Source organism: Sphingopyxis sp., from assembly GCF_965279755.1.
GTDB lineage: Bacteria > Pseudomonadota > Alphaproteobacteria > Sphingomonadales > Sphingomonadaceae > Sphingopyxis.
In genome coordinates this window covers 1,969,477-1,989,136 of record NZ_OZ257261.1, presented here as the reverse complement: position 1 = coordinate 1,989,136, position 19,660 = coordinate 1,969,477, and the positions used below count along the sequence as shown (strand labels likewise).

General features: G+C 65.3%; 25 protein-coding genes and 1 tRNA gene. 12 read left to right on the top strand and 14 right to left on the bottom strand.

The annotated features are described in order from the left end of the window. Window position 1: 1 nt before the first annotated feature. Both ACQY80_RS09730 and ACQY80_RS09725 read left to right on the top strand, forming a co-directional pair. On the top strand, window positions 2-277 hold the full coding sequence (locus ACQY80_RS09730; protein ID WP_428678669.1) for a CBU_0592 family membrane protein: 276 nt from the start codon (window positions 2-4) through the stop codon (window positions 275-277). 118 nt (window positions 278-395) lie between these two features. Next, on the top strand, window positions 396-716 hold the full coding sequence (locus tag ACQY80_RS09725; RefSeq protein WP_428678666.1) for a DMT family transporter: 321 nt from the start codon (window positions 396-398) through the stop codon (window positions 714-716). Between the two features lie 24 nt (window positions 717-740). Here the strand turns inward: ACQY80_RS09725 and ACQY80_RS09720 are convergent. Next, window positions 741-816, bottom strand: a tRNA-Val gene (locus ACQY80_RS09720). Between the two features lie 60 nt (window positions 817-876). Continuing rightward, window positions 877-1,893, bottom strand: a complete 1,017-nt coding sequence (locus tag ACQY80_RS09715) for a MarR family transcriptional regulator (protein WP_428678664.1) — start codon at window positions 1,891-1,893, stop codon at window positions 877-879. 231 nt (window positions 1,894-2,124) lie between these two features. Here ACQY80_RS09715 and ACQY80_RS09710 point away from each other — a divergent pair, with 231 nt between their 5' ends. Genes ACQY80_RS09710 through ACQY80_RS09685 form a run of 6 tightly spaced genes read left to right on the top strand, consistent with a single transcriptional unit; the run spans window position 2,125 to window position 5,877 of the window. Beyond that, window positions 2,125-2,700, top strand: coding sequence for a thermonuclease family protein (locus ACQY80_RS09710; protein ID WP_428678661.1), 576 nt, complete (start codon window positions 2,125-2,127; stop codon window positions 2,698-2,700). Window positions 2,701-2,755: 55 nt separating this feature from the next. After that, the gene (crcB, locus tag ACQY80_RS09705; protein WP_428678658.1) at window positions 2,756-3,133 is read left to right on the top strand and encodes a fluoride efflux transporter CrcB; all 378 of its coding nucleotides are present in this window, start codon (window positions 2,756-2,758) and stop codon (window positions 3,131-3,133) included. Further along, on the top strand, window positions 3,130-4,338 hold the full coding sequence (locus ACQY80_RS09700; protein ID WP_428678656.1) for an RluA family pseudouridine synthase: 1,209 nt from the start codon (window positions 3,130-3,132) through the stop codon (window positions 4,336-4,338). Before crcB ends, ACQY80_RS09700 begins: the two co-directional genes overlap by 4 nt. Continuing rightward, entirely contained in the window at window positions 4,338-4,958 is a 621-nt protein-coding gene (locus ACQY80_RS09695; RefSeq protein ID WP_428678654.1) for an FMN-binding negative transcriptional regulator, read from the top strand. Before ACQY80_RS09700 ends, ACQY80_RS09695 begins: the two co-directional genes overlap by 1 nt. Then, on the top strand, window positions 4,955-5,191 hold the full coding sequence (locus ACQY80_RS09690) for a hypothetical protein (protein WP_428678652.1): 237 nt from the start codon (window positions 4,955-4,957) through the stop codon (window positions 5,189-5,191). Before ACQY80_RS09695 ends, ACQY80_RS09690 begins: the two co-directional genes overlap by 4 nt. Further along, a complete protein-coding gene (locus ACQY80_RS09685) occupies window positions 5,188-5,877 on the top strand; it encodes an ATP12 family chaperone protein (protein ID WP_428678649.1) in 690 nt (229 codons plus the stop codon). Before ACQY80_RS09690 ends, ACQY80_RS09685 begins: the two co-directional genes overlap by 4 nt. Before the next feature lie 145 nt (window positions 5,878-6,022). Here ACQY80_RS09685 and ACQY80_RS09680 read toward each other — a convergent pair whose 3' ends face one another. The 4 genes from ACQY80_RS09680 to ACQY80_RS09665 form a co-directional block, all read right to left on the bottom strand. Then, window positions 6,023-6,826 (bottom strand): crotonase/enoyl-CoA hydratase family protein, encoded by an 804-nt coding sequence (locus ACQY80_RS09680; RefSeq protein WP_428678647.1) that lies wholly within the window; start codon window positions 6,824-6,826, stop codon window positions 6,023-6,025. 11 nt (window positions 6,827-6,837) lie between these two features. Continuing rightward, the gene (locus tag ACQY80_RS09675; protein ID WP_428678645.1) at window positions 6,838-7,446 is read right to left on the bottom strand and encodes a 2-hydroxychromene-2-carboxylate isomerase; all 609 of its coding nucleotides are present in this window, start codon (window positions 7,444-7,446) and stop codon (window positions 6,838-6,840) included. Window positions 7,447-7,449: 3 nt separating this feature from the next. Then, window positions 7,450-8,982 carry an acyl-CoA synthetase gene (locus ACQY80_RS09670; protein WP_428678643.1) on the bottom strand — a complete coding sequence of 511 codons (1,533 nt, stop codon included), beginning with the start codon at window positions 8,980-8,982 and terminating at the stop codon, window positions 7,450-7,452. Between the two features lie 134 nt (window positions 8,983-9,116). Then, window positions 9,117-9,839, bottom strand: a complete 723-nt coding sequence (locus ACQY80_RS09665; RefSeq protein ID WP_428678641.1) for a winged helix-turn-helix domain-containing protein — start codon at window positions 9,837-9,839, stop codon at window positions 9,117-9,119. Window positions 9,840-9,904: 65 nt separating this feature from the next. Between ACQY80_RS09665 and ACQY80_RS09660 the strand changes: the two genes are divergently transcribed. Continuing rightward, window positions 9,905-11,437: a class I adenylate-forming enzyme family protein gene (locus ACQY80_RS09660; protein WP_428678639.1), complete on the top strand. Its 1,533-nt coding sequence runs from the start codon at window positions 9,905-9,907 to the stop codon at window positions 11,435-11,437. Between the two features lie 34 nt (window positions 11,438-11,471). Continuing rightward, on the top strand, window positions 11,472-11,831 hold the full coding sequence (locus tag ACQY80_RS09655) for a hypothetical protein (RefSeq protein ID WP_428678637.1): 360 nt from the start codon (window positions 11,472-11,474) through the stop codon (window positions 11,829-11,831). Window positions 11,832-11,877: 46 nt separating this feature from the next. On the opposite strand, the gene ACQY80_RS09650 is transcribed toward ACQY80_RS09655, so the two are convergent. From ACQY80_RS09650 to crtY, 7 genes are all read right to left on the bottom strand, one after another. Continuing rightward, complete coding sequence (locus tag ACQY80_RS09650) at window positions 11,878-12,216, bottom strand: hypothetical protein (protein WP_428678635.1); 339 nt, start codon at window positions 12,214-12,216, stop codon at window positions 11,878-11,880. 86 nt (window positions 12,217-12,302) lie between these two features. Further along, on the bottom strand, window positions 12,303-12,821 hold the full coding sequence (locus tag ACQY80_RS09645; protein WP_428678632.1) for an AAA family ATPase: 519 nt from the start codon (window positions 12,819-12,821) through the stop codon (window positions 12,303-12,305). Further along, window positions 12,818-13,384, bottom strand: a complete 567-nt coding sequence (gene pnuC, locus ACQY80_RS09640) for a nicotinamide riboside transporter PnuC (RefSeq protein ID WP_428678629.1) — start codon at window positions 13,382-13,384, stop codon at window positions 12,818-12,820. Before pnuC ends, ACQY80_RS09645 begins: the two co-directional genes overlap by 4 nt. Continuing rightward, the gene (locus ACQY80_RS09635; RefSeq protein ID WP_428678627.1) at window positions 13,381-14,355 is read right to left on the bottom strand and encodes a phytoene/squalene synthase family protein; all 975 of its coding nucleotides are present in this window, start codon (window positions 14,353-14,355) and stop codon (window positions 13,381-13,383) included. The genes pnuC and ACQY80_RS09635 overlap by 4 nt, the downstream gene beginning before the upstream one ends. Next, window positions 14,355-14,936 (bottom strand): TIGR00730 family Rossman fold protein, encoded by a 582-nt coding sequence (locus tag ACQY80_RS09630; RefSeq protein ID WP_428678624.1) that lies wholly within the window; start codon window positions 14,934-14,936, stop codon window positions 14,355-14,357. Before ACQY80_RS09630 ends, ACQY80_RS09635 begins: the two co-directional genes overlap by 1 nt. A gap of 90 nt (window positions 14,937-15,026) precedes the next feature. After that, window positions 15,027-16,502: a phytoene desaturase gene (locus tag ACQY80_RS09625; RefSeq protein WP_428678621.1), complete on the bottom strand. Its 1,476-nt coding sequence runs from the start codon at window positions 16,500-16,502 to the stop codon at window positions 15,027-15,029. After that, the gene (gene crtY / locus ACQY80_RS09620; RefSeq protein WP_428678619.1) at window positions 16,499-17,656 is read right to left on the bottom strand and encodes a lycopene beta-cyclase CrtY; all 1,158 of its coding nucleotides are present in this window, start codon (window positions 17,654-17,656) and stop codon (window positions 16,499-16,501) included. Before crtY ends, ACQY80_RS09625 begins: the two co-directional genes overlap by 4 nt. A 45-nt stretch (window positions 17,657-17,701) precedes the next feature. Between crtY and ACQY80_RS09615 the strand changes: the two genes are divergently transcribed. Next, window positions 17,702-18,451: a sterol desaturase family protein gene (locus ACQY80_RS09615; protein WP_428678617.1), complete on the top strand. Its 750-nt coding sequence runs from the start codon at window positions 17,702-17,704 to the stop codon at window positions 18,449-18,451. After that, on the top strand, window positions 18,399-18,806 hold the full coding sequence (locus ACQY80_RS09610) for a DUF2141 domain-containing protein (protein ID WP_428678615.1): 408 nt from the start codon (window positions 18,399-18,401) through the stop codon (window positions 18,804-18,806). The genes ACQY80_RS09615 and ACQY80_RS09610 overlap by 53 nt, the downstream gene beginning before the upstream one ends. Here ACQY80_RS09610 and ACQY80_RS09605 read toward each other — a convergent pair whose 3' ends face one another. Beyond that, window positions 18,807-19,634 carry a hypothetical protein gene (locus ACQY80_RS09605; RefSeq protein ID WP_428678613.1) on the bottom strand — a complete coding sequence of 276 codons (828 nt, stop codon included), beginning with the start codon at window positions 19,632-19,634 and terminating at the stop codon, window positions 18,807-18,809. It lies immediately after the preceding gene. Between the last annotated feature and the right edge of the window lie 26 nt (window positions 19,635-19,660).

Below are 19,660 nucleotides of genomic sequence, written 5' to 3'. Positions count from 1 at the left end.
CATGGACGCACTGCGGATAGCGATCGAGGTTATCGGCTGGTCGGCCGCGGTGCTGATCCTCGCGGCCTATGTGCTGCTGTCGCTCGGCAAGCTCGAGGCGCGCGGCTATGTCTATCAATGGATGAACGTGTTCGGCGCGGCGGGCTTCATCGTCAATTCGGGCTATAATGGCGCGATCCCCTCGGCCGTGCTCAATGTCGTCTGGGCCGGAATCGGCCTCTTTACGCTGGCCGTCGTATGGCGCGCGCGCAACACGGGTCGCGGCAAATCCGTCTGACCCGTTGGCGGGCTCCCCATTGGCTTATCCTGTCGCCTCGCCTATGGCGCCCGCGCAGCCGCCTCTTTCGGGTTTCCGGCCGCTGCCTCATTTTCGAGCCCGCTACAGGAGATATCCGATGGCGTGGTTCGTCCTCGGCCTTGCGGTCGTAACCGAAATCATCTGGGCGCTGAGCCTGAAGTGGGCCGCAACGCATGCCAGTTGGCAGGCATCGATCGTGCCCGTGACACTCAGCTTCGTGAACATGGGCCTGCTCGCGCTGGCCATGCGTGGACTGCCCGCGGGCACGGCTTATGCGGTCTGGACCGGGCTCGGCGCGGTCGGCGTTGCCCTGCTCGGCGTGACGCTCTTCGGCGAGCGGCTGAACTCGACGCAGATCGGGTTTCTCGCCCTGATCATCGCCGGCGTGATCGGCACCAAACTGGCCTCACCGGCTTGATCGCAAAAAGGAAGGATCCGGCGGTGGTGGGCGCTGACGGGCTCGAACCGCCGACCCTCTCGGTGTAAACGAGATGCTCTACCAACTGAGCTAAGCGCCCCGGCGCAAAACGCGGGAAGCGCGCCCCTGCCACAGGCCGGGCGCGCTGGCAAGCGCCCGCCTACTCCTCCAGCGCCTCGAAATAGCGCGCTATCGCCTCGAAAGCGCTTTCCGACAGCGCGATGAAGATGCGCCGACCGTCGAGCGGATCGGCTTCGCGCAGGAAAAGCCCGGCATCGGTCATTGTCTTGATCCAGCGGAGCGCGGTCGTCGCCGGTACCGCAGCAGCGATGCAGAGGCTCGATACCGATACCGGCTGACGTTCGAGCCGCGCCGCATAAAGGTCGAGCAGCATGTCCCATGCCGGATCTGCGAACAGGTCGGCCGGGAAATATTGTTCGCGCATCCGCCGCTGGCGCAGCATCCGGCGCACCGCCTTGGCGCGCTGGCGATCGATCGTCCGCTCCTCCGGCACAAAGCTGCGCGGCATCGCGGCGAAATCGCGCCCGGGCGCGCGAACCTGCCCTGCATAATCGTCATAATCCTCGTTCGCCGGCGCATAGGCTGCGGGCGTTCCGGTAAGCCCCCCGCGCTGCCCCGCAAGCTCGCCGAGCAGGCGCGAGATACGGGCAACCTCTTCCTGCAGCCGGTCGATCCGCTCCATCGCGGGATCGCGCGTCACCTCATGCACCACCTGAGCGTCGGCGCGGCGTCGCGCGGCGGCCAAAGCCACACGCCGGTCGGTCGCATCGGCGTCGACCAGCCATTCGACCCGGAGATCATCGGGAATCGCCGCCGCCAGTCGATCGATGTCGTCGAGCGATGTCTCGCACACCAGTGCCGCACCCCGGTCGACGAGTGCGTGGCAAAGCGCGCTCAACAGCGCCGCGTCGATGCCGTCCGCCGGCGCCAGCCACAGCAGATCGACCACAGGACGCGCGCGCAGATGGTCCACGGCCGTTTCAGCCGGCACGAATGAAACACCGACGCCATCGATCTTTTCGAGTTCACTGCCGATGGCCGAATGTCCGACGAACAGAAGACGGGATTTGCCGCCGCAATGGCCCGGCTCGCTCATTCGCATTCCGCTCGACGGGAATGTCGGCATCCCCGACAGCATCTGAATTGCCTGGTCCATATCGCGTCCCCTGTCCCTTTGCTCCGCCCCGGCGTCCTTATGTCGTCATTCCGGTGATATTCACCTTTTGTTCGTTCGCATCTGCCGCCATATCGGACTCAGGCAGCGAATGAGCATGAGCCGTTGCGAGGCGACCGTGCGGAAGATGGTCCATTTTGGACACTGTTTGTTCTCAAAGTCAATTCCTTATTCACGCTTGCCAAGGCCGTGCCCGCGCGCCAGTCGATGGCCATGCCGCTCTCGCCCCTCACCCGCATGCGCTGGCGCCGTCGCCTGCGGTCGGCCGCAGCGCTGCTCCTGCTCGCGGCGCTTGCCGTCGCGGCTTGGACGGGAATGCCGCCATCGGTCACGCCCGTCCCGCTCACCCACGTGATCGACGGCGACAGCCTGACGATCCGGCAGGATCGGGATGATACGACCATCCGCCTGACCGGTATCGATGCGGTCGAATATCGGCAGGATTGCGCCAGCGCCGATGGCAGCCGCTGGCCGTGCGGACGCGAAGCCCGAAGCGCGCTCGAAAAAATTGCGGGACGCGGCCCGCTCCATTGCGAATTCGCTGCGAAAGACCGTTATGGCCGCACGCTCGCCACCTGCCGGACCGCCGCCGAACCCGAGGGCGTCGACCTCGCCGCCGAGATGGTGCGGCGAGGATGGGCGGTCGCGGCCGATGAGGCCTATATGGTCGAGGAAGCCGGGGCGCAGGCCAAACGGCTGGGCATATGGCAAGGCCACTTCGATCGACCCGCCGACTGGCGCGCCACGCACGAACGCCCCGCCGGCGCACTGGCCGCACCCGACGCATAGGCATGGCAGACACGCGCGCTTTCCGCCGCGTGCATTTGCGGCTAGGGCGGGCAGCATGAACGGACTTTTCCCTGTCATGGTCGGCGGTGCGATCGGGGCTGGCGCGCGCCACCTGATCGGCCAGATCATGCTCGCGCGCCTCGGCCCCGGCTTTCCTTGGTGGACGCTGTCGATCAACATTCTCGGCAGCCTGTTGATGGGCCTGCTCATCGGCTGGCTCGCGCGCAGCGGCGGCAGCGACACGGCGCGCCTGTTTTTCGGCGTCGGCATCCTTGGCGGCTTCACCACCTTCTCCTCCTTCAGCATGGAATTCTGGTCGCTGTTCGAGCGCGGACAGGTTGCGCAGGCGGCCGCCTATGTTCTCGCCTCGGTGGTCATCGGCATCGCGGTTTGCGGCGCCGGCCTGCTAATAATGCGACAGGTGCCGGCATGAGCACGGACGCCAACAACATGGACGGCGCCACCATTGCCGAAGACGACGACGGCATCCGCCTCGACCGCTGGTTCAAGCGCCATCGGCCGGGCACGCCGCACGCGCTGCTCGCGCGTTGGGCACGCTCGGGACAGCTGACGCTCGACGGCAAGAAAGCCGATGTGTCCGATCGCATCGAGACGGGGCAAAAGCTCGTCATGCCGACCCCGCCCGTCGAAACCGCTGCCCGTCCCGCGCGCAAGGGCCGCCCGCTGACCGACGCCGACGTCAAACTGGCCGAATCGATGCTGATCCATCGCGACGCGAGCGCGCTGGTGCTCAACAAGCTTCCCGGCCTCGCGACGCAGGGCGGCACCAAGACCGAACAGCATGTCGACGGTCTGCTCGACGCGCTCAAATATGACGGACCGGTGCGGCCGAAACTCGTTCACCGGCTCGACAAGGACACGTCGGGCGCGCTGCTGATTGCGCGGACCCCGCGCGCCGCCGCCTATTTCGCGAAGAGCTTCTCGAACCGCAGCGCCAAAAAGACCTATTGGGCGCTCATCGTCGGCGTACCCGACATCGCGCAGGGCGAGATCGACCTGCCGCTCGCCAAGCAGCCCGGATCGGGCGGCGAAAAGATGCATGTCGACGAGAAAGGCCTGGCCTCGAAGACGCGCTACCGGATTATCGAACGCGCCGGGAACAGCGCCGCCTGGGTCGAACTGCAACCGCTCACCGGCCGCACGCACCAGTTGCGTGTCCATATGGCGGCGATTGGCCATCCGATTGTCGGTGACGGCAAATATGGCGGCAAGGGTGCCTTCCTGACCGGGACGATCAGCCGCAAACTGCATCTGCACAGCCGCCGCCTGCGCATCGATCATCCCGACGGTGGCAGCATCGACATCAGCGCCGAAATCCCCGAACATTTCGCCACGAGCTTTGACGCGCTCGGCTTCGACCTGTTGCTCGGCGACATCGGCGCCGACGACGGCCCCAAGGGCCCACCCCCGAAAGCCGCGGCCAAGGCGGCAGCGAAGGCGCACAGCAAACAGATCCGCAAAGCCCGCCGCGGCGAGCGGCGCGGGCGCACGGCGACGAGCAAACCGACCGATCATGTCGGCAAACCAAAGCCCAAGGCGAAGCCGAAGCCGAAAACCGCCAAGCCCGCCGCGAAACGCCCGGCCCCGAAGGCACCGCGCCCGCCCAAGGCCCGCTGATGCATCCCGACCCCAAATTCCGGCCGCGGCAGGATGATCTGCCCGCGCTGTTCGTGCGCGAGATCGCCTTCGCGGGAATCTTTGCGGACACGCCCGACGGCCCGCGCGTCGCCCACGCACCGGTCGTGCTGAGCGCCAATGCCGCGACCCTGCAATTCCACGTGTCGCGCGGCAACGGGCTGACGAAGCATCTCGACGGCGCCAGGGCGCTCGCGGTCGTGCAGGGCCCCGACGCCTATGTCAGCGCGAGCTGGTACACGGCGCCCGATCAGGTTCCGACGTGGAACTATGTCGCGATCGAGATGGAGGGCACGCTCCGAAAGCTGGGCGATGCCGAACTCGTCGCACAGCTCGATACGCTGTCGACCGAGCATGAGGCGCGCGCCGGCGCGAACCCGCCATGGACGCGCGACAAGATGAACCCCGCCCTGTTCAGCCGGATGACCGGTGCGATCACCGGCTTCGAAATGCGGATCGTCGCGTGGCGCTCGACCCTGAAGCTGTCGCAGAACAAAACACCCGATGAGCGCGAACGCGTCGCTGCGGGGATCGAGGCGGGCGGGCACGGCGCCCTTGCGCATTTGATGCGCCAGCTTGGAGGCGATAGGGACGGCGCATGACTCAGGCCAACGATGCTCTCGCGAAGACACGCTTCTTCGCTCTCTCTGCGATGCGGCTGATGGGCGCGCTCTTCATTCTCGCCGGCTTCGTGCTGATCCGTGGCGGCTTTGTGCTGGCTGGCCAACCGACCGATCGCTGGATCGGGGTTGCCGTGGTGCTGGTCGGCGTGTTCGATTTCGCGGTGATGCCGAAGATCCTCGCGCGCCGCTGGCGGTCGCCCAAAACCCTATGAAGCGTTTCTGGAAACAGGCCGACGTCATCGCGGAGGATGGCGGCTGGGGCATTGCGCTCGACGGGCGCCCGGTCCGTACGCCATCCCGCGCCCCGCTGATCGTTGCGAGCCGGGCACTCGCCGATGCGAGCGCCGCCGAATGGGATGCGCAGGGCGAAGATATCGATCCCGCGTCGATGCCGATGACGGGAATGGCTAACGCCGCGATCGACATTGCGGGTGCCGATCCCGTCGCCTTCGCCGAGCCGATCGCCGCTTATGCCGAGAGCGAGCTCTTCTGCTACCGCGAGGACCGCGACGCCGTGTTGCAGGCCGAACAGACAGCAAGCTGGAACCCTTTGCTCGCCTGGGCGGAGCAGCGCTATGGCGTCGAATTCGCCTTGGCGCAGGGCGTGCTTCCGATCGATCAGCCGGGCGCAACGGTCGCGGGTCTGCGTGGCGCGGTCCTGGCGCACACCCCGTTCCGCCTCGCCCCGCTGACCATACTCGTGACGATTGGCGGATCGCTCGTCGCCGGACTAGCGCTCGCCGAAGAAGCCTATCCTGCCGAAGCCCTGTGGACGGCGGTCAGCCTCGACGAACTCTATCAGGAGCGCCGCTGGGGTGCCGACAGCGAAGCGCAAAAGGCGCGCGCGCGGCGCGAGGCCGAATGGCACAATGCCGCGCGCTTCCTAAGCCTGCTCTGACCAATCCTCCCAGTCGCGAAGCGATGAGGAGGTGGCAGCCCGCAGGGCTGACGGAGGGGCCGAGCGTGTAGCGCTCACTGACGCTTGCAGCCCCTCCACCACCTTCGGTGGTCCCCCTCCCCACGGCTGAGCCGCAGGGAGGATTTCAGTCGGCGAAGTTCGGCTTCCGCTTTTCCATATGCGCCATCACCGCCTCCATCTGGTTGGGGGTGCGGATGACCTTCACCTGCTCGTCGCTCTCGGCCTGCAGGATTTCGGCGTCGGTCGCATCGGCGAGCATGTTGCAGAGCCGCTTGGCGCCGCGGATCGCGTGCGGATTCTTGTTCGCGATCACCTGCGCCAGTTCCATCGCCTTCGCCAGCGGCTCGTCCGAGACATGGGTCGCAAAACCCATGATCTTCGCTTCCGACCCGGTGAATTCACGGTTGGTATAGATCATCTCGCGCAGCACATCGTCGGCGACCTGCGTCCGCCACAGCGCCATGCCTGCAACGTCGGGAACGAGGCCCCAGCGCATTTCCATGATCGCGAGGCGCGTGTCGGGATGGACGATGCGGATGTCGGCGGCAGCCATGATCTGGCTACCCGCGCCAAAGGCGACGCCGTGCACCGCGGCAATCACCGGAACCGGCAATTCGCGCCAGCCCCATGCGGCGTATTGGGCATTGTTCGACAGGCCGCGCATCCGGTCGGACAGCGTCCCACCCGCGCTGCTCGCGCCCGGATCGCGATCGGCGCTGAGGCTCGACAGGTCGAGCCCGGCGCAGAACGCGCGCCCCTCGCCCGACAGCACGACGACGCGCAGACCTTCCTTGGCCTTCAGTTCATCGATCGCTTCGGCAAGGGCCGACCACATTTCGGCGTCGAGCGCGTTCATCTTGTCAGCGCGGATCAGCCGGACATCGGCGATGCCGTCCTTCAGCATGGTGATCGAAATGCGGTCCTTCATGGGAGAGTCCTTCATCGTTTCAGAGCCGCCTCGACGAGCGGCAGTTGGTCGTTGCCGAAATACATATCGGTGCCGTCGACGAAAATCGTCGGCGATCCGTAGCCGCCGCGCGCGACAACCTCTTCGGTGTTGGCACGCAGCCGAGCCTTGACCGCATCGGTCGCCGCCGCAGCGCGGATCGCGGCGCCATCAAGCCCTTCGGCGTTGGCGACGGCTTCCAGAACGTCGGGATCGTCGAGATTGTCTTCGCGGCCGAAGTAGCTTGCGAAAGCGCCGCGCGCGAACCGCTCCAGTGCCGCCTGATCCTCCTCGATCGCGGCGGCGAAACGCATCGCATTCACGCTCTTCGCCGGGTGCCATTGCGACGGAAAATTCATCGGAACGCTCGCAAGCTGTGCCCAGTCCTTCAGCACTTTCCAGCCGTGCTGCATCCGCCGGTTGTCGGCCTGCTCACGCGCCGCATAGACCGCCGGATTGACCGCATTAAACACGCCGCCGACCAGAATCGGACGCCATGTCGCGCGCGCGCCGGTCCGCTCAAGCACCCCGGGCAGATTGTGAAAGGCAAGGCACGTCCACGGACTCGAAAGATCGAAAAAGAATTCGACGCGCGCAGTCATGCCTCAGGCTCCCGCCTTCGCCTTCTCCCAATATTGGTCGCGCAGCAGGCGTTTATAGAGTTTGCCCGTGTCGTGACGCGGCAGTGCGTCGAGGAAGTCGATGCGCCGCGGGATTTTCACGCCCGACAGCTTCTCGCGCGCATAGGCCAGCAGTTCGGCGCGGAACGCGTCGGTAGCATCGGCCATGTCGGCAGGCTGGACCACCGCGATCACTTCCTCGCCCATCTCCTCGTGCGGCCCGCCGACGACCGCGACGTCGGCGACCTTGGGGTGGGTGACGAGATGATTCTCGATCTCCTGCGGATAGATGTTCACGCCGCCCGAAATGATCATGAAACTCTTGCGGTCGGTGAGATAGAGGAAGCCGCCTTCATCGAGCTTGCCGACGTCGCCAAGGGTCGACCATCCCTTCGAATTGCGGCTCGACGCCGTTTTCTCGGGGTCGTCATGATATTCGAAGACGCTGTCGCTTTCGAAGAAGACTGCGCCTTCCGTACCGACGGGGACTTCCGTCTCATTATCCTCGCCGACGATATGGACGAGGCCGTTGAGCGCCCGCCCGACGGTGCCCTTGTGCGCGAGCCAATCCTGACTCGTCGCGAAGGTCATGCCATTGCCTTCGGAACCCGCGTAATATTCGAGCAGCACCGGCCCCCACCAGTCGATCATCGCCTGCTTGACCGGCACCGGGCAAGGGGCAGCGGCGTGGATCGCACTCTTCATCGAGGTCACGTCATATTGCGCGCGGATGTCGTCGGATAGCTTCAGCATCCGGACGAAATGCGTTGGAACGAACTGCGCGGCGTTGCAGCGATAATGCTGGATCGCCGCGAGCGCACCCTCGGGATCGAATTTCTTCATCAGGATGACGGTGCCGCCCAGCCGGTGGACCGTCATCGACCAGCGCAGCGGCGCGGCATGATAGAGCGGCGCGGGCGAGAGATAGACGCTGTCGGCGTTGATCCCGAAGGCCGCATTCGCGAGCATGACCAGACTGTTCGCCGCGTCGATCGCCTGCTCTTCGGGCAGCGGAACCTTCACACCCTTGGGCCTGCCGGTCGTGCCCGACGAATAGAGCATGTCGACCCCTGCACGCTCGTCGGCGATGCGGGTCGCGGGCATCTTCGCCAGCTCGTCCTCGATCTTCGGCCAGCCTGGGATGTCGCCGCCCATCGAATAACGTTCAATCTGCGTCGTGAGCTGCTGCGCCGCCGGCGCGAGGCTTGCCGAAACGACGAGCATCTTCGCACCCGAATTTTCGAGGATATAATCGGTCTCGTCCTGCGTCAGCCGCGACGAAATGCAGACATAGCGAAGCCCAGCGCGCTGCGCGCCCCAGGTCAGACCGTAATAGTGCGGCGTGTTGTCGAGCATGAAGGCAACGACGCTCTCATGCCCCAGACCATGCGCGCGAAACAGCTGCGCCGCGCGATTCGAAGCCTCGTCGAGCTCGGCATAGCTGATCGCTTCGCCGGTTTCGGCCACGATAACGGCGGGCTTGTCGGGATGGGTCTGGGCGTGGACTGAGGGGTGCATCGGGCTCTCTCTCCAAGGGGCGTGTTCGTATCTTTATGTCCAAGACCCGTAGCAAACTGAAACTTTCGGTCAAGCAAGCTGCAACCCATGACAGGCGCCAGCTCAAAAAGCGTCAAATCCGCCGGAAAGATCGGTCAAATCGACAGCACCGGATCCGGCCGCGAGCGCAAGGCATAGCCGCGCCCCTGGACCGTCTGGAGCATCGGCCAGGCAAAGCCGCGATCGACCTTAGCGCGCAGCCGCGACATATGCACTTCGACCCGGTTGGTCCCGGGATCGAAATCTATCCGCCACACCGCCTTCAACAGCGCCGCGCGCGATAGCGGCCGGTCGGGCACGCGGGCGAGATTCGCCAGCAGATCGAATTCGCGGAGCGGCAGGCGGATCACCTGCCCCGCCCGTTCGACACGCCGGTCGATCAGGTCGATGCGAAGCTCGCCCTCGCCCAGCTGGCCCGAAGCAAGGCGGCTGCGGCGTATCAGCCCCGCGATGCGGGCGATGAGCTCGGCAGGATCGTCGATCCAGCCGAGCGCGTCGTCGGCCCCTCCGTCGAGTCCGGTCATCCGGTCCTCGAACGAATCGCGATCCGATAGCACCAGCAGCGGCCGGCGCCCCGCAAGGCTGCGCGCGAGTCGGACAAACTCGAACGGCTCCTGCCAACCCAGAAAGGGGTTGATGGCGAGAATATCGAAACAGCAATCGAGCCAGGGCCGAAGCCCGTAAACCGGATCGGGCAGGCCATGCGCCACCATCCCCGCCGACGTTACGGCATCGTAAAGCGCCGCGCCGCGCGCCGGATGGAAAAGCGCGATCAGCGGCATCCGAACCGCGTCCGCCTCACCCCCGACTTCGCCCATCCGCGCCCCCCGATCGCTGTTCCCCCGGCATTGCGCCGCGCCTCTGACGTGCTAACCCTCACCCCATGACCAGCGCCTCATTGCTCGACTCCGACTTCGCCACCCTGCCCGATCTGGTGCGCGGCTACGCCGCCGAGCGCCCCGACGACATAGCTGCCGCCGACCCGGCGCGGCGACTGAGCTGGTCCGAACTGGACGCAGTGATGGACCGCATCGCGGCGCGGTTGCAGGCCGACGGTTTTGTGAAAGGCGACCGGACCGCGGTCGCCGGACTCAACAGCGTCGAGCAGATGGCCGCGATCCTCGGGACGCTGCGCGCCGGCGGCGTCGCGGGGCTGATCACCAACAGCGCGACCGGCGAACAGATGGCGGCGATGATCGCCGACACCGGCGCGCGCCACCTGTTCCTCGATGCCGCCGCATCGGCCAGCCTCGAAGGCCAGACGGTAACCGCGACCGATCGCATCGCAATGGACGGCAGCGATGTGGGCGTGCCGCTAGAAGAATGGATGACGCCCGCAGGCGTGAAGCCCGAACCGGTAGACATCCAGCCCGAAGACGGGTTCAACATCATCTATTCATCGGGCACCACCGGCACGCCGAAAGGCATCGTCCACAGCCATGCGATGCGCTGGCAGCATATCCAGCGCGGCGCGCCCGCCTATGGCCCCAAGGCGGTGACGATCCTGTCGACCCCGCTCTATTCGAACACGACGATGGCCAGCTTCATGCCCACGGTCGGATCTGGCGGACAGGTCGTGCTGATGAAGAAGTTCGACGCGCACGGCTTCCTCGAGCTCGCGGCGCGCGAACGCGCGACGAACACGATGCTGGTGCCCGTGCAGTATCGGCGGATCATGGCGCTGGAGGATTTCGGCGACTTCGACCTGTCGAGCTTCGTGATGAAATATTGCACCTCGGCACCCTTCCCTGCAGCGCTCAAGGCCGATGTGCTGCAACGCTGGCCGGGCGGGCTCGTCGAAATCTATGGCATGACCGAGGGGGGCGCGGCCTTCATCCTCGAGGCGCACCAGTTCCCCGACAAGCTCCACACCGTCGGTAAGCCCGCGCCCGGCCATATCGCGAAGGTGATCGACGAAGAGGGCAACGAACTGCCGCAGGGCGAGGTCGGCGAGATCGTCGGACGCTCACCGGCGATGATGACCGGCTACAACAATCGCCCTGACGCGACCAAGGCGATGCACTGGCACGATGCCGAGGGGAATCTCTTCTATCGCCACGGCGACATCGGCCGGATCGACGAGGACGGTTTCCTGACGCTGATGGACCGCGCGAAGGACATGATCATCTCGGGCGGCTTCAACATCTTCCCGAGCGATCTGGAGGGCATTTTGCTCGCCGACGATCGCGTCGTCGAGGCCGCTGTGGTCGGTATGCCGAGCGAGGAATGGGGCGAGACGCCGGTCGCCTTCGTCGTCCTGAAACCGGACGCGGATGCCGAGAGCGTTCGCGCCGACTGCAACGCGAAAGTCGGCAAGACCCAGCGGCTGAGCGCGATCACCGTCGTCGACGAACTGCCGCGCAGCGCAATCGGCAAGGTGCTGAAGCGCGAACTCCGGGATGCCTACGCGGGGTGAACGACAGCTAACGACCGATTGCGGACGTCGATGGATGAGCTATTCCACCCTCATGATGCGCGCCCTTTTTCTTTTGCCTCTGCTCTGTGCGGGATGTGTCACGTCTCAAGGCGGCGTGAGCGATGAAGGCGAACTTGTCGTCATCGGAACGCTCAAGAATCTCAATTTTAGACCTGACAATGATTGGATGGTCACCACCGGAAGCGCGACGGCGGAGTTACGCGTCACCCGCGTTTTGTCCGGGCGACCTCCTTCACGTGTGCTCAAAATTCAATACTTGGCACATATGTACTGGCGCGAGAATGTTGAGGGACGCTTCCGTCTGCGCCGATCCGACGAAGGCATCTATCTGGTTTGTAGTGAAAATGGTGGGGTCGGATACGTTTGCCCGTAGCACCCGGCAGAAAAAGGTGTGGCTAACGACCGGTAGCGGACGTTGGCTAAGAGTGGTCAATATCGCCAATCTGAATGATCTCGGCCAATGAAATTGAAAAAACGCCGCCTTTGGCCCTTCGCCACTCCGCGAGTCCTACCCGATAGTCTGGAAACTGACCAAAATCCTGCGCCAATCGTGTTATGCTGTTTTCCAAGGTTTGGCGTGAGACGGGTGCGTGCGGAAGTTCCGTTCCATGGAGGCATCGAAGGCCGATCATCGAAATATGGAAAACCTCGTCACCGTCATCCGGATGTAATTCAATCTTCTGAATTTTGACGAGCGCGTGCTTCTCGCCTCCGCGCGCGCGAAACTCCCAGACCTGTCCTTCACTCAATTGTATCATGCTCGGCCATTCGCAAGACGCCGCGCTTGTTGTCAACTTGAACGTCCGCTTCCCACCCCAAAGCCGACAACCATATCCGTCCGCCGCTACACCAGCCCCGCCGCCTGAATCGCTCCAAGCGCATTCTCCAGCCGCTCGTTCCCGTCGCCGGTGACCCAGGCCCATGGAAGATTCCGCCGCTCAAGCTCGCCGATCGCGACGTCCATGAATTGCCGCCGCGCCAGGTCGCTGCCGAAGAGGCGCGTGCCGTCTTCCTGCCAGGGCAGGTCCATCGCGGGGACCAGATAAAGGTCGGCGGTCTCGTCCCACAGATCGATCTCGGGCAGGCGGCGGCCGAGCAGCATGATCGCCCACGCCTGCGTCATCAGCGGATCGGTGTCGGAGACGAGCCATTCGGGCTTTTGCGCGAGCGCCGCCTTCGTCGCCGCGACATGGCCGTCGAAGATTGCGAGCAGGTCGATCTCGTCGAACTCGGTGCCGTTCGCCTCGGCATAAGTGCGGCCATATTCGGGGACGACCAGCGCGCCCAGCTTGAACGCCAGTCGCGGCGCGAGCGTCGATTTGCCGGTACTTTCGGCGCCGTGCAGGCAGATGTGACGCGTCATGCCGTCGCCCCGGTGGCGGCGGCGCGGCGCCACTGGACCAGCCCGTCGATCGACAGGCCGAGCAGGACGATATAGACCGCGCTCGTCGCATAAAGGCCGCGCCACGCAAAGAGCGGCACCGCGATCAGGTCGACGAGAATCCAGAGCCACCAGCTTTCGACCCGCCGCCGCGCGAGCAGCCATTGCGCGGTGATGCTGAGCATCGCGATGCCGCCGTCGATCCAAGGCGCCACCGCGTCGGTGTAGCGGTGCATCAGCGAACTCCACGCGATCCAGGCCACCACCGTGACGCTTCCCCAGATCGCGCGGGCGCGCGTCGTCATCCAGCCGACCGGAATGCCGTCGTCAGCGCGCGCGCGCAGCCATGCCGCCCAGCCGTAAAGATTGAGCGCGAAGAAAAAGCCCTGCAGCAGCATGTCGCTGTACAGCTTCGCCTCGAAGAAGACGAAGGCGTAGAGGGTGACCGCGACGAGCGCGAAGGGATAGTTCCACACGCTCCGCAGCGCGACGAGCGCAACATTGACCAGCACGAATGCCGCCGCCGCCCATTCGAGTTCGCTCATGCGGCGACCCCGCCGGCTGCTTCGCCATGCCGCGGCCGCGTCCACAGGCCGTCGCGGCTGATCCGGTGCTGCGGCGGCCGGCGCAGCACCGACCAGCCCGCGCGCGCCACCCAGCCGAGCTTGGAAACAAGCGAGGTGCCGGCGCGGTGGTCCCACGCATGATCGCCTCGCGCCTTCACCTCGCGCGCGATATCGCCATAGATGCCCGCGGCGGCAAGCACCGCCCAGCGGCTGCGCGGCGGCAGCTTGCGCGCGCCCCAGCGCGCCGACGCCTCATATTCCTCGGCCATCTCCGACAGCCATTTCGCCATCACCACAAGGCGCGGGCGAAAGGCGGGGTGCATATGCTGGCCGGGCGGTATGTCGAGTTCGACCATCCATTCGACGGGCAGGTAACAGCGGTCGGCAGCGGCGTCCTCCGCCACGTCGCGCGCAATATTGGCGAGCTGGAACGCCATGCCAAGGTCGGCGGCGCGATCGAGCGTCGTTTCGTCTTTGGGGTCGATACCCATGACAAGCGCCATCGCGACCCCGACTGCGCCGGCGACATGATAGCAATAGCGAAGCAGATCGGCCTCGCTGCGCGGGCGCCAGTCCCTCGCGTCGAGATCGAAACCCGCGATGATGTCGTCGATAACGACGCGCGGTATATCGACCTCGGTCAGCAGAAAGCCGAGCGCATCGAAAGCGGGATTGCCCGTCGGATCTCCGGCAAAGGCGCGGTCGGTCAGTGCGCGGATTCCCGCGACCGCCGCCCGTGCATCGTGGCCGGACGTCATCGCGCCGCCATGATCCTGCCCGTCGGTCAGATCGTCGGCGGCGCGGCACCAGGCGTAGAGCAGCCAGACACGTTCGCGCGTGATGCGGTCGAAAAGCTGGCTGGCCAATGCGAAGCTTTTCGACCCGCGCGCGATGCTGTCGTGCGCGAAGCCGTGAAGGGCCTGTGCGTCATAGCCCCCCCTGTCCGGCATCAGAGATCGTCGGCCTTCATCGCAAAAATGGGTTCGTGCGGCTGATAGCCCGCCATCTTGTCGAGCAGCTCGTCGAACCCGGCGTCGACGATCATGATCCCGGCGTGCGCCGGGCGGATGAAGCCGACCTCGATCATCCGGCGGTTGAAGGCGATGAGTTCGTTGTAGAAGCCCGCCGCATTGAGCAGCCCCACGGGCTTGGCATGATAGCCGAGCTGCGCCCAGCTGATCGCCTCCCACAATTCGTCCATCGTGCCGACCCCGCCGGGGATGGTCAGGAAGCCGTCGCTGAGGTCGGTGAACATCTTCTTGCGCTCGTGCATCCCCGACACGACGTGCAGCTCGGTACAGCCGCGATGCGCGACTTCGGTCCCGACGAGCGCGTCGGGGATCACCCCGATTACTTCGCCGCCGGCTTCGAGCGCGCTGTCCGCAACGGCGCCCATCAGCCCCAGCCGGCCGCCGCCATAGACGACGCCGATCCCGCGCCGGGCCAGCGTCCGCCCGACGTGGCGCGCGGTTTCGATGTAGATCGGATCTTCGGGGGTCGCGGACCCGCAATAGACGGCAAGGCGTTTCATTCGATCACTCTGCTCTAGTTTTTCGTCCCTGCGAAGGCGGGGATCCAGCTGGCTTCCCGCCTTCGCGGGAATGACGGGAAAGTAAAGACTCTATCCGCTTTCGAGCATCAGAGCAGCCGTCGCCTTCGCGCTGCCGACGACGCCCGGGATGCCTGCCCCCGGATGCGTTCCTGCCCCCACGAAGTAGAGGTTGGAAATCGCATCGTCGCGATTATGCGCGCGAAACCATGCGCTTTGCCACAGGACGGGCTCAAGGCTGAACGCGCTGCCGAGATGCGCCGACAGGTCGCGGCCGAAATCTGCGGGGGTATAGTGGAAGCGCGTGACCAGATTGGCGCGGAGGCCCGGCGCGACGCGGCGCTCGACCTCGTCGAGGATCGCGTCGGCGAAGCGCGCGCCGAAATCGCCGTCCCACTCGGCCTTCGCCTTCCCCAGATGCGCGACCGGGGCGAGCGCATAGAAGGTCGAATGTCCGGGGGGCGCCATGCCCGGATCGGTGATGCTGGGATGGTGGAGATAGAGCGAGAAGTCGTCGGGCACGACCCCGCCATAGATATCGTCGAGCAGCCCCTTGTAGCGCGGGCCGAAAAGGATGCTGTGGTGCGCGAGGTCGGGGTAGTCGCCCTTCACCCCGAAGTGGACGACGAACAGCGAGGGCGACCAGCGCTTTCGTGCGAGGCCCTTCGCGACCTTCTTTGCGCGCGGATGAGCGAGCAAATCCTTGTAGCTGTGCATCAGGTCGCCGTTGCACGCGATCATATCGGCGTCGCCGCGCCAGCCGTTCTGGGTCGTCACGCCAGTCGCGCGGTCGCCCGCGGTCTCGATCGCGGTCACCGGATCGCCAAGGCGGAGCGTCCCGCCCAGCCGCTCGAACAACCGCACCATCGCGTTCACCAGCGCATTCGTCCCGCCACGCGCGAACCAGACGCCGCCGTCTTTCTCGATCGTGTGGATCAACGCATAGATGCTGCTCGTCGTCATCGGATTGCCACCGACCAGCAAGGTGTGGAACGACAACGCCTGCCGCAGCCTTTCGTCCTGCACATAAGACGAGACGATCGAATAGACGCTGCGCCAAGCCTGATATTTCATCAGCGCCGGCGCCGCCTTGATCATCGAGGCGAAGTCGAGGAAGGCAACGGCGCCCAGCTTGACATAGCCCTGCTCATAGACGCCCCTGGAATAGGTCAGGAAGCGGTCATAGCCATCGACATCGGCGGGATGGAGTTTCGCGATCTCGGCGCGGAGTGCCGCCTCGTCGTTCGAATAGTCGAAGTTGGTGCCGTCGGGCCAGTTGAGGCGATAGAAAGGCATGACCGGCATCAGGTCGACGTCGGCCTCCATATCCTGTCCGCTCAGCGCCCATAAGTCCTGCAGGCACGGCGGATCGGTGATCACCGTCGGGCCGGCATCGAAGGTGAAGCCGTCCCTGACCCAGTGATACGCCCGCCCACCGGGCTTGTCGCGTGCTTCGACAATGGTCGTCGCCACGCCCGCCGACTGGAGCCGGATCGCAAGGGCGAGGCCACCGAATCCGGCGCCGATGACGATTGCGGTGCGGGTCATTTCCAGTCGAAGCTCCTGAGCGCGGCGAGCGCGCGGCCGACGGCGACAGGCGGCTTGCCCGACAGGACACGCAGCTTGTCGGCCGCCCGCGACCGGCCGGCATAAAAACGCGCGATCAGGCCGGGCGACAGGCGATAGAAGCGCTCGAAGATGCGATAGCGTTCGGCAGGGGCCGCGGCGCGGAACAGCATCGCGCCGAGCATGCGATAGAAGCGCTGACGGCGCCACGACGCCGCGCCGCGCTCGCGAAGCCGCTCGGGCAATTCGGGGCTACCGACCAGATCGGACAGCGCCGCCGCAGTTCGCACCGCATCGGGCAGCGAATAGCCGGTCAGCGCGTGAAACACCCCGGCGCGCACGCCGATCCGCCCGGTGCGGTCGGATTCGGGCCAGAGTCGATCGAAATCGCCCGCGATCACCACGGGAAGCACGCCGGTCTCTTCACGGGTCGTCGCGGTCACATTCCATTGGCGGCGCGCGGCATAGCTGGCGATCCGCTCGCGGACGGTGGCGACGTCGAGGTCGGGGGCATCGCTGTAATAGGTATCCTCGACGAAGACCGTCTCGGCATCGAAGGGCAGCAGATAGACGAACCGATAGCCGTCGATCTGATCGACGGTCGCATCCATCACCAGCGGGCGCTCGATACCGTGACCGCCCTCGACGGTCAGCGCCTGTCCGACGAATTTCTGCCAGCCGCAGTCGAGGTCCGAAAGCTTGCCCGCGCCGCGCGCGTCGATGACATGCTTCGCCGAAAGCCGTCCGCCGCGCGCGAACAGCACATGGTCGGGTGCGACATGCTTGGCCTTGTCGGCGATGATGCACCCTGCGGGCAGCGCCGCCGCGACGGCCTCGGCCAGCGCTTCGCCGGTTATGCTCTTATATCCCATGCGCAGCGTCCGGCCGTGCGCGGGGAAGGCGACATCATATCGATCCCAGTGATAGCGGACGAGCGGCGCGACGAGCCAGCGATCGCGCTTTTCGATGTCGCTGTCGAAAAAGGACCAGACATGGTTGCCGCCGACGGGGCCGGGTTCGACCAGCCGGACGTCGAGATCGGGCCGCTTCGCCGCGAGCGCCAGCGCCGCGAGCCCGCCCGCGAGCCCGCCGCCAACGATCGCGATGTCGCAGAAGTCTGAATTGCGCACAGCCATGCGTCTGCCCTAGCCGCCGCGCGCGCGGGCGGCTAGGGCTCGTGGATGCCTGCGATCCTTTTCTCCGCGCTCGCGATGACCGCCATCGTCGGTGTGCGGTATCTGCTGAGCAGCGGCGGTTTTGCGCTCGCGACGCGTTGGAAGCATCCCGGCCTGTATCGGGGGCTCGGCCCGCAGATGCAGCGCGAGATCGGCTGGAGCCTCGCAAGTGCGGCGATCTACGGCATTCCCGCCGGCGTCGTCGCATGGGGATGGCAGGACCATGGCTGGACGCGAATCTACACCGACATCGACGCCTTACCGCTATGGTATCTGCCGGTCAGCCTGTTTGCCTATCTGTTGATCCACGACACATGGTTTTACTGGACGCATCGCTGGATGCACCGTCCTCGGCCGTTCCGCATCGCGCATGCCGTCCACCACCAGAGCCGTCCGCCGACGGCGTGGGCAGCGATGAGCTTTCATCCGGTCGAGGCGATCACCGGCGCGGTCGTTATCCCGGCGCTGGTGTTCCTGATCCCGATCCATGTCGCGGTGCTGGGGCTGGTGCTGACGATCATGACGGTGATGGGCGTCGGCAATCATATGGGGTGGGAGATGTTCCCGCGCGCACTCGTTCATGGACCCGCAGGGCGCTGGCTGATAACCGCAACGCATCACGAGGCGCATCATGCGGCCTATCGGGGGAATTATGGGCTTTACTTCCGCTTCTGGGACAAGGCGTGCGGCACGGATATCGGGCTTGGCACTTTTGCCCCTGCTGCTCGCCGCCGCGAGCGCGCCGCCGACGATTGAGGTCAGCATCACCGGGCTGCGGAGCACCAAGGGCCAGATCCTCGTGTGCCTGACGACCAATCCCAAGGCCTTTCCCGATTGCAGCAAGGACAAGGCCTCGGTCCGGATGGCGGTGAAGGCAGTCGATGCCGCCGATTTCAAGGTTCAGGCGCCCGCGGCCGGCACCTATGCGATCGCCGTCGTGCATGACGAGAACAGCAATAACAAGATGGATCTCGCGATTTTCCTGCCCAAGGAAGGCTTTGGCTTTTCGCGCAACCCGACGATCACCGTCGGTCCGCCGAGCTTCAAGGCGGCGAGCTTTGCCGTGACGGGCGACCTGCGCCAGTCGATCAAGATGAAATATATGCTCTGATCATTCGGCGGCGAGACCGAAGCATTGCGCCAGTTTCGGCTCGGTTTCCTCCTCGGGCAGCGCGTCGAATGCCTCAGGTGAGAAAACGCCCTCGGCTGCGAGCAATTCGGCTGCGGCGACATCAGAGCCGACGCTTTTGACCAGTCGCGCCTTCAGACGCATCTTCATCGCGGCAAGTTCCTTTGCTTCGTCCTTGAAAGCCGGAATGCCGATCGAAACATGGCCCAGAATGACGTAGCATTGCGCGGCATCGGGCATTGCGACGCCGTCCACGCGCATAACCGGCTTCAGTCCCGTCACTACGCCGTCACCGTCTCCCGACAGATCGATGCTGGCATAGAGCGGCGCGCAATCCTTCATGGCGGCGTCGAGCGTCTTTTGCGCGGCCTTCTGGCCTTGCCCGTCGCCCAGCGCGGCAAAACTATAATCTTCGAAATCCTGTTTGTAGACGGCCTTCACCTCCGCCTCGACCATCCCCGTTTCCTGCATGAGCGCCTCTGCAAGCCGCCCGGCAAGTGCCTCGGCTTTTGCATCGCTCAGGCCATAGTCGCGCTTGGACACGCCGCGGCCGACATCGTACATCACGGCATTGGCCAGCATTGCGCATCGCACCTCGCGTCGGCGCGGCTCGGAAAGCGCCGCCAGTTGCGCAGCCGCCATCGCCTGGCCAGCCGCGTCTTCGACTGTGTCCGTCGTCGCCGGTTCGTAAGCTGAAACAATGCTTTGCGAAGCACCCGTCAACGCGAAAAATATCCACCACATGACATTACCCCCCAACGCACACCCCACCGCATGCTGTGGAAATGCAGGATGCTTGGCAAGCGCCATTGTGGGGCGGCGGACGCGCGGCTAAA

What these genes read in the sequence shown, in the direction of transcription:
- ACQY80_RS09615 (WP_428678617.1), top strand. Translation starts at nt 17,702, where the DNA reads ATGCCTGCGATCCTTTTCTCCGCGCTCGCGATGACCGCCATCGTCGGT.
- ACQY80_RS09725 (WP_428678666.1), top strand. Translation starts at nt 396, where the DNA reads ATGGCGTGGTTCGTCCTCGGCCTTGCGGTCGTAACCGAAATCATCTGG.
- ACQY80_RS09665 (WP_428678641.1), bottom strand. Translation starts at nt 9,839, where the DNA reads ATGGGCGAAGTCGGGGGTGAGGCGGACGCGGTTCGGATGCCGCTGATC.
- ACQY80_RS09635 (WP_428678627.1), bottom strand. Translation starts at nt 14,355, where the DNA reads ATGCCGGACAGGGGGGGCTATGACGCACAGGCCCTTCACGGCTTCGCG.
- ACQY80_RS09670 (WP_428678643.1), bottom strand. Translation starts at nt 8,982, where the DNA reads ATGCACCCCTCAGTCCACGCCCAGACCCATCCCGACAAGCCCGCCGTT.
- ACQY80_RS09710 (WP_428678661.1), top strand. Translation starts at nt 2,125, where the DNA reads ATGCCGCTCTCGCCCCTCACCCGCATGCGCTGGCGCCGTCGCCTGCGG.
- ACQY80_RS09685 (WP_428678649.1), top strand. Translation starts at nt 5,188, where the DNA reads ATGAAGCGTTTCTGGAAACAGGCCGACGTCATCGCGGAGGATGGCGGC.
- ACQY80_RS09630 (WP_428678624.1), bottom strand. Translation starts at nt 14,936, where the DNA reads ATGAAACGCCTTGCCGTCTATTGCGGGTCCGCGACCCCCGAAGATCCG.
- pnuC (WP_428678629.1), bottom strand. Translation starts at nt 13,384, where the DNA reads ATGAGCGAACTCGAATGGGCGGCGGCGGCATTCGTGCTGGTCAATGTT.
- ACQY80_RS09675 (WP_428678645.1), bottom strand. Translation starts at nt 7,446, where the DNA reads ATGACTGCGCGCGTCGAATTCTTTTTCGATCTTTCGAGTCCGTGGACG.
- crtY (WP_428678619.1), bottom strand. Translation starts at nt 17,656, where the DNA reads ATGGCTGTGCGCAATTCAGACTTCTGCGACATCGCGATCGTTGGCGGC.
- ACQY80_RS09625 (WP_428678621.1), bottom strand. Translation starts at nt 16,502, where the DNA reads ATGACCCGCACCGCAATCGTCATCGGCGCCGGATTCGGTGGCCTCGCC.
- ACQY80_RS09645 (WP_428678632.1), bottom strand. Translation starts at nt 12,821, where the DNA reads ATGACGCGTCACATCTGCCTGCACGGCGCCGAAAGTACCGGCAAATCG.
- ACQY80_RS09690 (WP_428678652.1), top strand. Translation starts at nt 4,955, where the DNA reads ATGACTCAGGCCAACGATGCTCTCGCGAAGACACGCTTCTTCGCTCTC.
- ACQY80_RS09730 (WP_428678669.1), top strand. Translation starts at nt 2, where the DNA reads ATGGACGCACTGCGGATAGCGATCGAGGTTATCGGCTGGTCGGCCGCG.
- ACQY80_RS09700 (WP_428678656.1), top strand. Translation starts at nt 3,130, where the DNA reads ATGAGCACGGACGCCAACAACATGGACGGCGCCACCATTGCCGAAGAC.
- ACQY80_RS09695 (WP_428678654.1), top strand. Translation starts at nt 4,338, where the DNA reads ATGCATCCCGACCCCAAATTCCGGCCGCGGCAGGATGATCTGCCCGCG.
- ACQY80_RS09650 (WP_428678635.1), bottom strand. Translation starts at nt 12,216, where the DNA reads ATGATACAATTGAGTGAAGGACAGGTCTGGGAGTTTCGCGCGCGCGGA.
- ACQY80_RS09715 (WP_428678664.1), bottom strand. Translation starts at nt 1,893, where the DNA reads ATGGACCAGGCAATTCAGATGCTGTCGGGGATGCCGACATTCCCGTCG.
- ACQY80_RS09605 (WP_428678613.1), bottom strand. Translation starts at nt 19,634, where the DNA reads ATGGCGCTTGCCAAGCATCCTGCATTTCCACAGCATGCGGTGGGGTGT.
- ACQY80_RS09680 (WP_428678647.1), bottom strand. Translation starts at nt 6,826, where the DNA reads ATGAAGGACCGCATTTCGATCACCATGCTGAAGGACGGCATCGCCGAT.
- ACQY80_RS09655 (WP_428678637.1), top strand. Translation starts at nt 11,472, where the DNA reads ATGAGCTATTCCACCCTCATGATGCGCGCCCTTTTTCTTTTGCCTCTG.
- ACQY80_RS09660 (WP_428678639.1), top strand. Translation starts at nt 9,905, where the DNA reads ATGACCAGCGCCTCATTGCTCGACTCCGACTTCGCCACCCTGCCCGAT.
- crcB (WP_428678658.1), top strand. Translation starts at nt 2,756, where the DNA reads ATGAACGGACTTTTCCCTGTCATGGTCGGCGGTGCGATCGGGGCTGGC.